At 58.2% G+C, this 14,679-nt stretch carries 16 protein-coding genes and 1 riboswitch; of the genes, 11 read left to right on the plus strand and 5 right to left on the minus strand.

Annotated features, from left to right (window positions below; all coding sequences use genetic code 11):
• Window positions 1–41: 41 nt before the first annotated feature.
• The 4 genes from RMO15_RS09230 to RMO15_RS09245 form a co-directional block, all read right to left on the minus strand.
• Entirely contained in the window at window positions 42–746 is a 705-nt protein-coding gene (locus RMO15_RS09230; RefSeq protein ID WP_309711002.1) for an ABC transporter ATP-binding protein, read from the minus strand.
• A 9-nt stretch (window positions 747–755) separates the two neighbouring features.
• Window positions 756–1,754 carry a ParB/RepB/Spo0J family partition protein gene (locus tag RMO15_RS09235; RefSeq protein WP_309711005.1) on the minus strand — a complete coding sequence of 333 codons (999 nt, stop codon included), beginning with the start codon at window positions 1,752–1,754 and terminating at the stop codon, window positions 756–758.
• Window positions 1,684–2,505 (minus strand): ParA family protein, encoded by an 822-nt coding sequence (locus RMO15_RS09240; RefSeq protein WP_309711007.1) that lies wholly within the window; start codon window positions 2,503–2,505, stop codon window positions 1,684–1,686. The genes RMO15_RS09235 and RMO15_RS09240 overlap by 71 nt, the downstream gene beginning before the upstream one ends.
• Before the next feature lie 123 nt (window positions 2,506–2,628).
• Window positions 2,629–2,892, minus strand: a complete 264-nt coding sequence (locus RMO15_RS09245) for a flagellar biosynthesis anti-sigma factor FlgM (protein ID WP_309711010.1) — start codon at window positions 2,890–2,892, stop codon at window positions 2,629–2,631.
• 33 nt (window positions 2,893–2,925) lie between these two features.
• Window positions 2,926–3,020, minus strand: a riboswitch (cyclic di-GMP riboswitch).
• 313 nt (window positions 3,021–3,333) lie between these two features.
• Between RMO15_RS09245 and RMO15_RS09250 the strand changes: the two genes are divergently transcribed.
• From RMO15_RS09250 to RMO15_RS09300, 11 genes are all read left to right on the plus strand, one after another.
• Window positions 3,334–3,750 (plus strand): ACT domain-containing protein, encoded by a 417-nt coding sequence (locus tag RMO15_RS09250; RefSeq protein WP_309711012.1) that lies wholly within the window; start codon window positions 3,334–3,336, stop codon window positions 3,748–3,750.
• Window positions 3,747–5,123: an aspartate kinase gene (locus RMO15_RS09255; protein WP_309711014.1), complete on the plus strand. Its 1,377-nt coding sequence runs from the start codon at window positions 3,747–3,749 to the stop codon at window positions 5,121–5,123. The genes RMO15_RS09250 and RMO15_RS09255 overlap by 4 nt, the downstream gene beginning before the upstream one ends.
• A complete protein-coding gene (locus tag RMO15_RS09260; RefSeq protein WP_309711017.1) occupies window positions 5,120–5,473 on the plus strand; it encodes an AtpZ/AtpI family protein in 354 nt (117 codons plus the stop codon). Before RMO15_RS09255 ends, RMO15_RS09260 begins: the two co-directional genes overlap by 4 nt.
• A 52-nt stretch (window positions 5,474–5,525) precedes the next feature.
• The gene (locus RMO15_RS09265; protein ID WP_309711020.1) at window positions 5,526–5,960 is read left to right on the plus strand and encodes a hypothetical protein; all 435 of its coding nucleotides are present in this window, start codon (window positions 5,526–5,528) and stop codon (window positions 5,958–5,960) included.
• 2 nt (window positions 5,961–5,962) lie between these two features.
• Complete coding sequence (atpB, locus tag RMO15_RS09270) at window positions 5,963–6,883, plus strand: F0F1 ATP synthase subunit A (protein WP_309711023.1); 921 nt, start codon at window positions 5,963–5,965, stop codon at window positions 6,881–6,883.
• Window positions 6,884–6,921: 38 nt separating this feature from the next.
• Window positions 6,922–7,188: an ATP synthase F0 subunit C gene (gene atpE, locus RMO15_RS09275; RefSeq protein ID WP_309711026.1), complete on the plus strand. Its 267-nt coding sequence runs from the start codon at window positions 6,922–6,924 to the stop codon at window positions 7,186–7,188.
• A 64-nt stretch (window positions 7,189–7,252) separates the two neighbouring features.
• Window positions 7,253–7,759: a F0F1 ATP synthase subunit B gene (gene atpF, locus RMO15_RS09280; protein WP_309711028.1), complete on the plus strand. Its 507-nt coding sequence runs from the start codon at window positions 7,253–7,255 to the stop codon at window positions 7,757–7,759.
• Complete coding sequence (locus tag RMO15_RS09285) at window positions 7,759–8,301, plus strand: F0F1 ATP synthase subunit delta (RefSeq protein WP_309711036.1); 543 nt, start codon at window positions 7,759–7,761, stop codon at window positions 8,299–8,301. The genes atpF and RMO15_RS09285 overlap by 1 nt, the downstream gene beginning before the upstream one ends.
• Before the next feature lie 12 nt (window positions 8,302–8,313).
• The gene (atpA, locus tag RMO15_RS09290; protein WP_309711039.1) at window positions 8,314–9,828 is read left to right on the plus strand and encodes a F0F1 ATP synthase subunit alpha; all 1,515 of its coding nucleotides are present in this window, start codon (window positions 8,314–8,316) and stop codon (window positions 9,826–9,828) included.
• Window positions 9,829–9,941: 113 nt separating this feature from the next.
• Complete coding sequence (locus RMO15_RS09295; RefSeq protein ID WP_309711042.1) at window positions 9,942–10,496, plus strand: RNA polymerase sigma factor; 555 nt, start codon at window positions 9,942–9,944, stop codon at window positions 10,494–10,496.
• Complete coding sequence (locus RMO15_RS09300) at window positions 10,493–12,859, plus strand: hypothetical protein (protein WP_309711045.1); 2,367 nt, start codon at window positions 10,493–10,495, stop codon at window positions 12,857–12,859. The genes RMO15_RS09295 and RMO15_RS09300 overlap by 4 nt, the downstream gene beginning before the upstream one ends.
• Before the next feature lie 17 nt (window positions 12,860–12,876).
• Here RMO15_RS09300 and RMO15_RS09305 read toward each other — a convergent pair.
• On the minus strand, window positions 12,877–14,679 hold a 1,803-nt coding region (locus RMO15_RS09305), incomplete at its 5' end, for a CHAT domain-containing tetratricopeptide repeat protein (protein ID WP_309711048.1).

The raw sequence follows: 14,679 nt of genomic DNA on the forward strand, positions 1-14,679 counted from the left end.
ACAGTGTATCAAATGACGGTGCTTTTTACATTAAACCCATGTTAAGAGGCAAAGCCGGCCTCGACACCAAAGACAGTTTCAAGTCTATCGGGAGTCAGAATGTCTAGGGGTGCTCCTTGGGCAATGAGCTCTCCCTGGTGCAAGAGCATAAGAGAGTCGCACCACTTTTGTGCAAGGCGTAGCTCATGGAGAGTAAGCGCGATGCTGCCTCCTGCTTGGCACTGTTTCACAAGAAACTCCAGTAAGCGCTTCTGGTAGCGCAGGTCAAGGTGGGCTAGTGGCTCGTCCAGTAGCAGCACGGGTGTGGCCTGAGCGAGCACACGTGCAATGGCTCCGCGCTGGCGCTCTCCACCTGAGAGAGTAAGGAGGGAGCGATCTGCCAGGCTCTCTAGCTCCATCACCGCAAGGGCTGTTGCAAGCGTGTCTGCTGATTTTGCCTGGAGCCCTACCAGCTCTTTTAGGGTAAAGGCGAAGGGAATTGGGGTGGTTTGTGGAAGATACGCTAGGAATTTTGCCCTCTCAGAGATCCTTAGATCCTCCAGCCGGCCCTCCCCAAGGTGGATGTGGCCAGAATCAGGTTTTCGATCCCCAGCGAGGCAGCGCAGTAGAGTGGTCTTACCAGAGCCATTAGGGCCGATGATTCCGGTGAGCTGGCCTCTCGGAAGCTCCAGCGAGATCGCAGTAAGAGCATTTTTCACCGTCACTCCCTCAGCACTGAGGGAGATCTCTATCGAGTTTTGTTTCACGTGAAACAATTAGAGGGTGCGGCGAGTGGTCAAAAGGCCCGAGATCCGTCCCCCCGCCTGCTTGGGGTTTGGTGTGAGGGCACTGGCCGGAACCGCTGGGGGATCGAGACGTAACAGCAACCCCTCTAGCTCCTCACCCGAGAAGAACTCCACCTCGATCTTACCCTTGTCTTCGGTGCCTACTAAGCGGACACGAGTTCCGAGGGCAGTGCGGAGGCGATCTTCTAGGGCTTTCCAGTCCGCCGGTGTGACACGCTGTGGATCTGGCGCTGTGGAGGCCGAGGGAGCCGGAGGGCTCATCAGACGCTCAACATCGCGAACTGTCAGTCCTTTATTTACTGCCTGGTTAAAGATATCGAGCTGACGCTTCTGAAAAACCACATCCAACCGGCTCTTGCGATCCCCGAGGAGTGCGCGGGCATGGCCCTCGGTGATATCTCCGTTTTCCACACTAAGCTGAATGGGGGTAGGAAGCTCCAGAAGACGTAGGGAGTTGGCGATGGCGGGACGGCTCTTGCCCACTCGTTGGCCCATCTCCTCTTGAGTCCAGCCGAAATCGTCCATCAGACGACGGAAAGCCCGCGCTGTCTCCATCGGGCCGATATCCTCACGGATAAGGTTCTCAATAAGGGCCAGAGCCAGCGTGTCTTCGTCGGAGAGCTCACGGATGACCACCGGGACTTTGACCAAGCCCGCTCGCAGTGCCGCTCGATAGCGTCGCTCACCGGCGACGATCTCGTAGCCACCCGCGATCCGGGGGCGTACCAGAATCGGCTGGAGAATCCCATTGGCACGGATAGAGTTGGCAAGCTCCTCTAGCGCACCTTCATCAAAGCGGGTACGTGGCTGATTCGGGTGGGCGTGCAGGCTGGCAATCGGGATCTCGTGCCCAGAAACAGACAGAGACAGCTCCCGATCGCTCCCGACCCCTAAGACGTTAGCGGCGCCGCCACCAACGGGAATCAGATCGGCCAGTCCCCTCCCCAGTACCCGTTTTCCGCTCGACATGCGCTATTAACTCCTTCGCTATATTTTCGTAGGCCAGCGCCCCTTTGGACTTGGGGTCGTAGGCAGAGATCGGCTGACCGAAGCTAGGAGCCTCGGAGAGCTTGACGTTGCGTGGCACGACGGTCGGTGAGACCGCATCGCCAAAATAAGACTTGACTTCCTGCATCACCTGGTTGGCTAGGTTGGTGCGTCCATCAAAGAGGGTCAGCACGACGCGACCAATCTCGAGATCGGGATTGAGGCCACGACGCACTCGATCAATAATCTCCAGAAGTTGCGTGATTCCCTCAAGGGCAAAGTACTCACACTGGAGCGGAATGATGACCTGATTGGCAGCCGTGAGGGTATTGACCGTGATCATTCCAAGAGAGGGGGGAGAGTCTATAAGAACGTAGTCGTACTCATCGGCGACTTCTGCGAGAGCTTTTTTAAGAATATACTCTCTCTCGGCTCGGCTGGCGATCTCCAGATCCGCACCCGCAAGATTGATCGTTGCAGGAACCAGATCCAGGTTGGGGATCGCGGTCTTGCGACGCGTCTCGGCAATGGTATCGCCTTGGACAAGAATGCTGTAGGCATCTTTTTCCACCTGCGCCCGGTCTATACCCAGGCCACTGGTTGCATTTCCCTGAGGATCGGTGTCCACGAGCAGTACCCGGCGCTCCCGCGCAATATAAGCGGCCAGATTGATGGCCGTGGTGGTCTTGCCGACACCGCCTTTTTGATTAACAACGGCCCAAACTAGCGCCATAACGCAGTGTATCCTCCGTTGCACAGGATATCACACCTTGTCCGTATTTGTGCCAATGTTTCACGTGAAACAAAAACAGCGGAAGAGATTTCTCTCTCCCGCTGTCTTCGTAGACTCTAAAAGCTAGCGCATACGGTCGGCAAGCGAACGGCGAACCATCATCTCAGCGATCTGCTCACCCGTTATCTGATACGTTCCCGATTCAACTCGCTCTTTCAAGCTGGCGATAAGCTGCTCACGGGTGTCAGGGACTTCCGAGAGTGCCGCATTTATAGTCTGCATATCGGGAGATTCTAGTGCTAGAATCACATTCGTCCCCGCGGAAACAACATCTTCGCCATAGCCTTGCACGGCAATATGCCGTAGCTCCTCATTAGAGATTCTCATTTTTGCCTCGCTTTTTGATCTAGAAATCCTGAGCGCGGCAACCCGGCTACCATAAAACCCCCTTGAGAGGGTTTACAGGCCCGTGGTTTTGCGTCACGTCCTTTCGGAGCGCTTTGCCTTTGCACTATCATTATCGTACCATAACCATACTAACTACAGAGAGGAAAGAGCCTGCCTAAGAAAACCCGTAAATACTGAAAGGTATTTTTTGCAGGATCTTAGACACGTTTGTCTTCTCAATCCACTTCTCCACAGTCAAAAACACGGGTTTTCTTGCATCTCGGCTAGAAACAATGGTACAATTAGTGAAAATTCGCACAAAGTTAATCTACCGTGTCCGAACTTTCTCAAACTACACAACTCCATACCGGGCCTGAGGGCAGCCGACTCGCCTCGTTTGAGCGTGAGCCGGGAGTAACTTCAATCCGGGTGGAGAACCACATGGCACTAGTGAGTGTCCGCTTCCCCGAGGCCGTTCCTCAGAGCCGTCTGCGCTTGCTGGAAGTTCTTGCACAAGCCCGCGTCCCTATCAACCAGGTCAAACTCCTCCCCGAAGGGCTATGCTTTGTCATTAGCGAGAATCATGCCAATGCTTGTAAAAAGCTCTTAAATGCTGAAAAAGGGGAGGTCAGTGTCTTTGGGGACATGGCGCTGATTAGTACACTCGCTGGGGCAATGCGAGATCTCTCTGGGGTCATTGCGCAGATCTGTGAGGCCTTGCTGAGCGCCTCCATTCCCAACCGCCAGGTCGGGGATGCCTATGATGCGGTTCTCTGCCTGGTACCCTCCGCCGATGCAGGGCGTGCGGTTGTGGCACTGCGTGAGCAGTTTGGCTTGGACACGGAGACTGTTGTATGAGAATTCTCGTTCAGAAATTCGGTGGAACCTCGGTTGCTACCGATGAAGCAAGGCAGAAGGCTGCCAGCAAGATTATCCGCGCGGTGCAGGCGGGCTGGCAGGTTGTCGTGGTCGTGAGTGCCATTGGTCGCGCCGGCGCGCCCTACGCCACCGATACGCTGATCCAGACACTGCGCGATGTTGATCCTGCGGTTCCCCCGGCCCCGCGTGAGCTGGACATGATGATGGCCTGCGGAGAGATCATCTCGACCGTGGTCTTGGCCCATGCGCTCCGTGCAGCGGGCCTGGACTCGATCGCACTCACCGGGCTACAAGCGGGTATCCTCACCAACTACCAGTTTGGCAACGCACGCATTCTCTCGATTAACCCCTCCTATATTGTGGAGATGCTCGGACAGGGGAAAGTCGTTCTGGTTGCCGGTTTCCAGGGAGGAACCGAGCGTGGCGCGATCACCACACTGGGGCGAGGCGGCTCCGATACCACCGCGGCTGCTCTAGGAGCGGCTCTCAAGCCTCATGCGGAGACAGTTGAGGTGGAGATCTACACCGATGTCAACGGGGTCAAGACCGCCGATCCACGCCATGTCCCTGCGGCGAGAACTCTCCCCAGCGCCACCTATGATGAAGTGGCGGAGATGGCCCACCAAGGAGCGAAAGTCGTCCATCCGCGTGCTGCGGAGATCGCAGGGATCCATGGCGTGCCGCTCTGGGTGAAAAACACGTTTGATGAGGAGCAGGGGACCCTGATCACGGCAGACTCGGGGGGCGGGCAGGCTCGCTTTACGGGCGTAACCCACACCGGCAAGCTGGTCTATCTGCGCTTCCCCTTGCCACTGGAGAGCCCGGAGGCCGACCGTGCGCGAGTCGAGGTTGAGGTCTATCGGCTACTGGAGCGCGAGAAGATTGCGGTACAGCTCACGAGCGCCAGTGATACGGACTTTGCGTTTGCGGTCGAGCGGACGCACTTGCCGCGCTTAAAAGAGCTTCTAGATGGCCTAGTGCTTCCCGTTCAGCTGGGAGTCGTGCGTCGCCAGCCGCCGTTTGGGACGATCTATCTGCTGGGAATTGGCTCCAAGGGGAAGGGTTTCGCCGCGCAAAAAGGACTGCTGGAGGGGGCTAGGGCCTATATCGCTCTTGGTCATGTGCAGGCTGATGTAATCGAGAACTGCACCATGGTCTCAGTGATCGCCTCAGGGCTGGAAGACATTCCCGGGGTCGTCCTTAGAACACTGGGTACTCTCAACGCACTAGGAATCCCCGTCTTTCAAATGGCCGACTCACGCCACTCGATCTCGGCGCTCATCCCCGAAGCCGATGCCCAGAAAGCCACACGCGCTCTGCACGAGGAGTTCGGGCTGGGGTGGGAAAAGTGAGTACAAAAAGCGAGGCCGAGGAACTCATCGAGCCGGAGCTCCCGGCCCGACCGCGTCTGCCCGAGCCGCCCCAAGTGTCGTATCAGCGTCCCCGCTCCATCGAGGACCCCGCTGAGCGGTACTTAAAGCGCCGGGGCATTGGGGGAGAAGATGCGGGGAACATGGGAAAGGCCATGGGAATCGGCACCGCGCTGGTGGGCTCTATTATCGGTGGAGTGCTGGTCGGCTGGCTCTTCGATAAATATCTGATTAAATCCGCCACTCCCTACGGGCTGATTGTGGGCTTTTTGTTGGGGACGATTTCAGGGTTTGCGAACTTAATTAAGCTTGCAAATGCCCTAAATAAATGATCTATGTTATCCCCCTCACCCAGAGGGTACTCGGCGCGGGCTAGGGGGAAATATGGACGAGACGCGAGAGTATGTGCAGAAAACTCTGCGGGCTGCCGGGATCCTAGCGACATGCGCAAGTCTCTGTCTGGCGAACTTCGGTTTGCCCTGGGCAATCGTGCCCCTATTGGCGGGATTGGCGCTGGCTGTGGTACTCTTGCTCGGCTGGTGGGGGTTCATCCAGGCGCTGGTTCAGGCCGCCAAAAAGACGGTCGGGGTGAGTGCGGGTGAAAAAAGTCGGAGAAAGACGCGGACAGTTGCACTGTTTCTGCTCTTTGCTCTGGTAAAATACCCGCTGGTCGGAGCGCTGATCTGGTGGCTAACCCGGCTTTGGGCCACGCGAGAGCTGGCGGCGTTCGTGATAGGATTTCTGCTGCTACATGCAGCTATAGCTCTGAGAGCGGTGGGAAAGATTCTCACCGAACAGGGCACGACGGATAAAAAATGAGCTTGGCGATACAACTGAAGCGAATAGGGGCGAGCCTGATCACTCTGGCTCTGACGACGGCACTTGCCTGGGCGCAGGAGCACGGCGGTGAGGCAGGGGGCGAGCACGGCGCAGCAGGCGCACACGGCGCTGCCCACGAAGCGGTCAATCCGCTAGCGGAGCACCCGGCCTACTACTACAGCTTCATGGCGATGGGAGTCGGGCTGGCAATTGTCTTCTTCTTCGGCATGCGGGCCAAGAACCTCTCTGCGCGCAATCCCAGCCGAGGGCAGCTTCTGGCGGAGCAGGCTGTGGCCTCGATGCAGCACTTCTGCCGGGGTGCGATTGGGCCGGGTGGCGAGAAGTTCACCGCTTTTGTGGGGACGATCTTTGCCTTTGTGCTCTGCTCCAACCTCTGTGGCGTGTTGCCGTTTTATCTGCAAAAAAGCCACGAGCCGGGTGGGCCCGCGGGGTCGTTTACGCCCGCTCCGAGCTCCAACCTCTCTCTCACACTGGCGCTGGGCTTCATCGTCTTTGTGATCTTCAATGTGGTGGGAATTAAGGCCAACGGGATCAAAAACTACCTGGCGCACTTCGCCGGTCCTATCCCGTTTCTGGCTCCCTTGCTGTTCCCGATTGAGATCATCGGGGTTCTGGTACGCCCCATCTCGCTTGGGATGCGACTTTTTGGAAATATCTTCGGGGAAGAGACCGTCATTGCGGTACTCGTGACGATGTCAGCGGCCACATTTGTGATTCCGCTACACGCCCCGATGCTGGCCTTCGGTGTGTTTGGTGCGATTGTGCAGGCGGGGGTCTTTGCGATCCTGACCTGCTCGTATATCGCGCTGGCCATCGGCGATCATGGCGATAGTCATGGTCACGACGAGCATGGTCATGGGCACGACGCACATGGTCATCAGGACGCGGCGCACGCACACTAAACTCGCGTTGCGCGGCAATTTTTTGGAGGAAAATTAAAATGCTGTATCTTGGTCTTCTGGGTCTGGGTGTTGCGATTGGTCTGCCAATCGCCGTTATCGGTGCGGGTCTTGGTCAGGGAAAAGCGGCCGCGGCTGCTCTGGAGGGCGTTGCACGTCAGCCGGAGATGGCTTCCAAGCTCCAGACCATGATGATTATCGCTCTGGCGATTATCGAGTCCCTTGTTATCTATGCCCTGCTGATGTTCTTCATGCTCCAGGGTAAGCTCCCGGCACTCACTGCCGAGCAGCTCATGTCGGTGAAGTAAGCTCCACCGGCACTCTCTGACGGCGGGGCAAGCACTGCCCCGCCAGGAAAAGACTAGAATACTCATGGCAAATATCCTGAGCGACCTAAACATTGACCCGACGTTGATTGTTGTCAACATCGTGGGCTTTGGTGCGCTCTACGCGATCGCCAAGAAGCTTGTCTTCGATCCCATTGGAACTCTTCTCACCAGTCGCGAGACCGAGATCGCCAGCACCTACGACCGGCTTGATGCCGATCAGCGGGAGATGCAGCGGCTCAAGAGCGACTACGAGTCCCGACTTGAGTCTATCGAGTCCGAGGCTCGCGAGAAGATCGCCAGCGCGATCAAAGAGGCTCAGGCCACCCGCGACAAGATCGTCAGCGATGCCACGGTGCAAGCCCGTGAGATCGTCAGCAAGGCAGAAGCCGATGCAGAGCGCGAGCGCGAGCAGGCAATGATCACGCTGCGTCAGCAGATCGTGGATTTGGCTCTGGGCGCGACGACCAAAGTGGTCGGCGAGAGCCTGGATGCCGATCGGCACGGCAAGCTGATTGACGAGTACATCGCCAAAGGCGTGGCGGAGGCGTAATGCGCGAAGAGTCTGTCTCCCGTCGCTACGCGGCGGCACTGTTCAACCAGGCCAAGGCGGCGGGGACGCTAAAGCAAACCTCAGCAGATCTGGCACATGTCGCGGAGGCTCTTGTGGGCAACGCGGCGCTGGCACGCATGATTGGGCACCCTCTGGCGACGGTGAGTCGCAAGAAAATGGTACTTGATGCCGCTTTCTCCAAAGCCATCTCACCGGCGACCCTCGGGTTTCTGAGCTTGCTGGCCGATAAGCGGCGCACGGGCTTGCTCGCAGATGCCAAGACAGAGTTCGATGCCCTTCTTCGGGCACATAACAATGTCGTCTCCGCATCAGCGATTACGGCAGTCCCTCTCAGCGCAGCGCAGCTTGCGGCACTGGAGAAGGCACTTGAAGCCCGCACGGGTAAGGATATCGAGCTGACTACCAGCGTGGATCCGAGCCTGATGGGGGGCATTCTGGTGCGTATTGGCGATACGGTGCTGGATGGCACGGTTAAGGGGAAGCTGGACCGCCTGCGCGAGCAGCTTCTTACCAAAAAGTAAAACGGAAAAATTATGGCAGTAAGACCCGATGAAGTCACCAGCATCCTAGAGCGAGAGCTGGCAAGTTATCAGAGCGGGGTCGAGGAAGTCGGCGTCGGTACCGTCCTACAGGTCGGTGATGGCGTTGCTCGTATCTACGGCCTGAGTGATGTCGCGGTGGCGGAGCTCCTGGAGTTCCCCGGCGGCGTTATGGGAATGGCGCTCAACCTAGAAGAGGACAATGTCGGCGCGATTATTCTTGGCAATGCTGAGGGAATTCGTGAAGGCGATATCGTCAAGCGCACCGGACGCATTATCGAGGTGCCCGTGGGCGAGGGGCTCGTTGGTCGTGTGGTCAACGCGCTTGGGCAACCCATCGACGATGGTGGCCCGATTGTCGCAGCCGAGCAACGTCTTCTTGAGATCAAGGCACCTGGCGTTGTCGACCGACAGCCCGTTAAAGAGCCTATGTACACCGGCATCAAGGCCATCGACTCGATGCTTGCCATTGGCCGTGGACAGCGTGAGCTGATCATTGGTGACCGCCAGACCGGTAAAACCGCAATTGCAATCGACACGATCATCAACCAGAAGGGGCAGGATGTGTTCTGCTTCTACGTGGCGATCGGACAGAAAGCCTCCACGGTTCGTATGGTCGTGGAAGCGCTTCGTGCCAATGGCGCGATGGAGTACACCACGGTGATCGCCGCGACTGCGTCTGATCCCGCGTCCCTCCAGTATCTTTCGCCCTACGCCGGTTGTGCGATGGCCGAGTACTTCCGTGACTCAGGCCGTCACGCCTTGATCATCTACGATGATCTCTCTAAACAAGCCGTCGCGTACCGCCAGGTCTCGCTGCTCCTGCGCCGTCCGCCAGGCCGCGAAGCCTATCCCGGCGATGTTTTCTATCTGCACTCCCGGCTTTTAGAGCGGGCGTCCAAGCTCTCCGATGCGAAGGGCGGCGGCTCACTAACCGCGCTGCCGATCATCGAGACGCAGGCAGGCGACGTTTCCGCGTATATTCCGACCAACGTGATCTCGATCACCGACGGCCAGATCTTCTTGCAGACCGACCTCTTCAACTCGGGTGTTCGCCCGGCCATTGACGTGGGTGTTTCGGTGAGCCGCGTGGGTGGCTCGGCGCAGATCAAGGCGATGAAGGACAAGAAAGTCGGCGGGCGCATCAAGCTGGAGCTGGCACAGTACCGTGAGGTGCAGGCCTTCGCCCAGTTCGCCTCTGACCTAGACAAAGCGACCCAGCACCAGCTCTCCCGTGGCCAGCGCCTCGTGGAGCTGCTCAAGCAAGACCAGTACGCTCCGATGCGTGTGGAGTGGCAGATCATCTCGATCTACTCTGCAACTTCTGGCGCTCTGGACGACCTGCCGGTGGAGTCCGTCCGCAAGTTCGAGAAAGAGTTCCTGGCCTATATCGCGGACAAGTACCCCGATGTCCCGGTGAAGATCGCCGAGACCAAGACCTTCTCTCAGGATATTGAGGACAACCTTAACCGAGCCCTAGGCGAGTTCAAGGCCACCTTCCAGCCGTAACCGGTTCCAAGCCCCCTCCTCCCCATCCTGGGAGGAGGGGGCTTTTTTATTTTGCGACGTGTTATCTTTTTAGGCTACTCGTGCTTCTAAGTGGCGAGGTAAAGATGATGACGATGGCTCTTGAAAAACCAAAGCGCATAGCAGACTCCACTTTGCTCGCCGCGCAGGCAGGGGACGAAGCGGCTTTGACGGCGCTTCTGGTGCCCCATGAGGGGATGCTACGCTCGCTCTGTCGGGGAGTACTGGGCAGTACCGACGAGGCCGAGGACGCGTTGCAAGAGACGTTTCTGAAGGCGATCCAAGGATTGGGCTCGTTTCGGGGAGAGTCCGAGCTGAAGACCTGGCTGGTGCGTATCGCGCTGAATGTCTGCTACAGCGCCCGTCGCAGGCCGCTGCTCATGAGCTTGCAAGAAGAATTTATTGCCCTCACCATGCCCTCGCCTGAGCGGCAAGTCGTCGGGCAGGCACTGCTGGATGAGGCGCTCGCCACGCTCTCGGTGACGCGGCGCGCCGCGTACTTACTTAAAATCGAGGGCTGGAGCCTGAAGGAGATCGGACTGGCACAGGGTTGGAGTGAGTCGCGGGTAAAAGTGGAGTTGTTTCGCACCCGGCAGATCCTGGCAAAGTGGGCCGGGCATCAGAGGGAGCTAGAGGAGGAAGTCAAATGAACGCAAATGATAAGTTACTAGAGAAACTGGAGGCGCAGGCCCGCGAGCGTAGCGCTGCCATTGAGTCTGACAATGATGGTCGTGCCTTCCGCGCTGCCCTAGCAAAGAGCAAAACTCTTAAGCAAGGCACTGCGTCTGCTACGCCGCGTCACCGAAGTGTACTTCCGGCAGTTGGCTTCACACTCACAGGAGCTGCCCTCGCCACAGCGGCCTTAGTGACCCTACAAGCGCAGAAGCCTCAGTCAGAGCCAAATCCTCAAGTTGCGATTGCCGACCCAACGCCCTCGCCAGAGCCGACTCCAGCCCCAAACAGCCTCCCGTCTCGCTTAGGCTCGCCACCCTCTTTATTATCTTCGCCCAAACTCTCTTCGCAGCGAGGAACGAGCCGCCCAGAGGGCACCCGGCCGGAGAGGGTCGTGAGCAGTCGAGTGGGGAGAGGTAAAAAAGGCGCGAGTGGTCTGGAAAATAAGAAAAAATCAAGTATAACTGATGATAGTACGTTTCTGAGCGGCGATGGTGTGGAAGGCTTTGCGCGGCGCTGGGGGACGCTTTCAGAGAGCGAGGCTGTCGCACTGGAGCGGCAGTGGGAGATGAGCGTGAAGGGGGGCGATAGCTTTGTGTATGTCCCAATTCCCTCGTTGGCGGGAGCCAATAATGCCGGCGTGGGTGCAGCACTCAAGAGCTACCAACAAGAGCGGCAGATCGTGGACAGCCGCCTTCAGCACCGCGTGACGCTAGCACTAAAAGGCGAGTCATTTGGCGAGCTCTGCGCTCTTCTCAGCCGGGAGGCAGGGATTGAGCTGACGGCGGCGCGCACCGTTGCGGATGATAAAGTGACGATCTTCTGCAAAGACCGCCCCCTCCGTGAGCTCCTGCGCGACATCGTGAACCTGTTTGGTTTTGTTGTAGAGCGTAGCGGCAGCGAAGAAAACTTTAAGTATAGATTCAACCAGCCGATGCGGGTGCAACTACTGGAAGAAGAGCTCCGTAACAAAGACCGTGATGCGGCACTGATCGCGCTGGATGTCGAGATGGAACGCCTTCAGTCGCTCTCGGATCTCTCGCCGGAAGCGGCGCGGGAGCGGGCTGAGGGACTCCCAGAAGGGGCTGAGAAAGAGCGCCTCAATAGGCTTGGTGGTGAGGGTTGGGGAGCGGCACATCTCTATAAATCCCTGGATGCGGAAGATATTGCAGCGCTCCGAGCAGGCAAGCGGGTTCAGTTTAGTCCGCGCGATAGCTCTGCCGTTCCTGATAAGCTCAAAGATGGTATCCTGCGCTCTCAGTACAACGCAAAGCTGTCCAAAGATAGTAGTGGTCAGCTGGACATCGCCATCTCACCTCAGGCAAAAGGAGAGCCGCTCACCGCTTATGCTGAGAAGATCTCCCCTATAGTGGGGTTTCGCTTAGAGCGTGATGAGCTAGGAAAGTTCACCTTGATAGGCTCAGGAGGAGGCATCTTGCCGCTGGGGCCCGACTCGAACCTCGTGTGGAACAGCCCAGTGTCTCTGGCGGTGGGGAAAAGTCCAAGTAGCGAGAGTCCACAGAACGCGAAGCTAAATATGACGCGGGCGAAAGAGCCGCTCCTCCAGGCACTTGTGACACTCGCAAAGCGAGAGGCAAAAGAAAAAAAGAAAGCAACAACGGCAGATGCTCTGGAAGTGCTCCATAAGGCTACCGGAAAAGATATCGTTGCGGACTACTACACGCGTCTGGTTGATCCAGAGAAGCTTCCCGTAGGAAAGCAGACACTCTTTGCGCTGCTCAACACCACGGCGGATCTCTGCCAGATGCGCTGGCGTGAGCGGGGTGGAGTGATTTCTTTGCGGACCATTGGGTTTTTCAACGACCGCCCCAAGGAAGTTCCCAAGCGTCTCTTGGAGAGCTGGAAAGCGCGTGGGCGAGGGCAAAGCACGGAGTCCCTAGTCCTGAATATCCGTGAGATGAGCCGCCTGACCAACACACAGCTTGATGCGGCGGCGATGGGCGAGGGGGTACGGGAGCTCTATGGGCTCCACGAGTGGGCTCTGTGTAGCAACCGGGATCTGCGCCCACACTGGCGCTTTCTAGATAGCTGCAACCCCTCCCAGATTAGTGCAGGGCTCTCTGAGACGGGGCTGGCTTTCACACAGCTCTTGCCCACCCAGAAACAGACGTTTCTCTCGCTCTTCTTCAGTGAAGAGGAGGCACTAGAGCTCCTAGTGGATCCTGCAAAGCTAGAATCTATCTCGGATGCTCTTCTAAAATTGATACTAAAAAGAGATGCGGCCGAGGATAAGGAGCGCGCTGAGTTTCGCTATACCGCGCCGCGCCGCGACTCCTGGCGCTCCGTCACCACGGCTCATGATTGGGTGAAAGGAATCTAAAACCAGCTTGTTCGCCACTAATTTCTCGTGATCAGCGCGAAACCTGCCCAGTAGTGGGGGTGCCGCCATCGCGGGATTTTCTGGAGAGCCCTGCTAGCGTCTTGAAGCGCCACAGCGGGGCTCTTTTTGGCTTTAAGGGCCGCGTAGAAGTAGTCCATAAAGCGTGCCGTTGCTTCGTCGTTTACCGACCACTGTGTCACCACAAGCTGCCTGGCACCAGCGGCGAGAAAGGCCCAGCTCAGCCCGATCACGCCCTCGCTGGGCTGTTTCTCGCCCTGGCCCGTGTTGCACGCGGAGAGCACGACCAGTTCGGCATTCAGCTCAAGGGACAGAATCTCGCGGGCAGTGAGAAAGCCGTCGTCGCTACTTTCCAGAGAGGGAGTTGCGAGGACGAGGCACGAGAGCATCGGGGCGGCGTTGTTGAGAAAGGCGTGGCTCGCTAGGTGGAGCAGCGAGAACTGCCCAGCTTCTCTGGTAAAGCTCGCCTCTTGTGCCATACCCGCGCGACGGATGACGGCTCCGGGAAAGTGACGTGCAATCGCCTTCGCCTCACTGTCGGCTCCAGGAAGGGCGGAGAGGGCACCTGCGCGTTCTGTCGCGTCTTCCAGCTTGGAGACCAAGTCCCGGTCCGGTGTCTTGATCGGTCTGTCTGGCGTCTTGATCGGTCTGTCTGGCGTCTTGATGGGCCGGTCGGGCGTGATAATCGGGCAGAGGGTGAAGCGTCCCTGCGTGCCCAGCTCCGGGTTGGCGTAGACCAGGATCTTTGGCGAGGTGACGGTGCTATCGCCCCGCCAGAGTGTGGCGGAGTGTGCCAGAGAGACGGTTAGCTGGGGGAAGAGCAGGGCGAAAGGAATGTCCCAGAGCGTACCATCGGGACAGATTATCAGACGTGTCTTGTGGGCGAGCGGCTTGGCGAGTGGGGCGACCAGGCTCTGTACGAGCGTGCGCACGGCGCTTTTTGTCTCCTTCTTCTCGCTCTGGCAGGCACTCTGGAGAGCGGCTATCTGACGAGTCAGACTGGGGAGGCTTGTGGGGAGGGCATGCACCGAGAGGCCGTTTTTTGTCACCACAAAGGCCAGCGGTTTCTCCGCGAGCACGTATTCGATCAGGGCCGTATTGGCGGGCAGCTGCGCGGCTATAGCCTTGCTCGCGATGGGGAGGCGAGGACGCAGGCGGGCCAGAGTCGGGTGACGTAGGCTTAGCTGGTCTTCGAGAGTCGCTCGTTGCACCTCCACTCCTTTTAGTTGCTCGCCCAGCTCCGCAAAGCGTTTCTTGCTTCCTGGCTCGTTCCTGACGCCCTCCGCGATCAGCTGAAAGTTGAGAAAGCTGGCTTGTTCTTGTAGAAGCCCCCGCTGCGCTTGTTCCGCCACGGTAAGCGCGTTCATTAGCTCGGGCTGTGCCTGGCCACCGCGCTCGGCAAGTGCCCGGCCCTTGGTCTGCTGCACCAGCAAGAACGCCTCTTCGTCGCGCCCCAGCTTGTGGAGAAGCGCAATGGCTCGTGAGTAGGTCGGCAGGCTTGCCGCGAGTGTGTCGGTCTTTGCCTCCGCGAGGGATTCGAGGCCTCCCCGGCGCTGTTCGACCAGAGCGATGGATTTTTGAAACGCCGTCAGCGCCTCTTGAGGCTTCCCCAGAGCGAGCTGCGCCTGCCCGAGGGTGTCCCAAGTAAGCTGCTCGCTACTCGGATTTCGAAGCTGCTGGTGCAAGGGAAGTGCCTGCTGGCACAGTACGAGAGCTTCCTGGTAGCGCTTCAGAGCGAGTGCGCTCGCTCCCAGGTTACTTAGTGCATCCGCCTCCCCCGAGGCATCACCCAGCTGCTGGTA

The organism is Armatimonas sp. (genome assembly GCF_031410135.1).
In the GTDB taxonomy this organism is placed as follows: domain Bacteria; phylum Armatimonadota; class Armatimonadia; order Armatimonadales; family Armatimonadaceae; genus Armatimonas.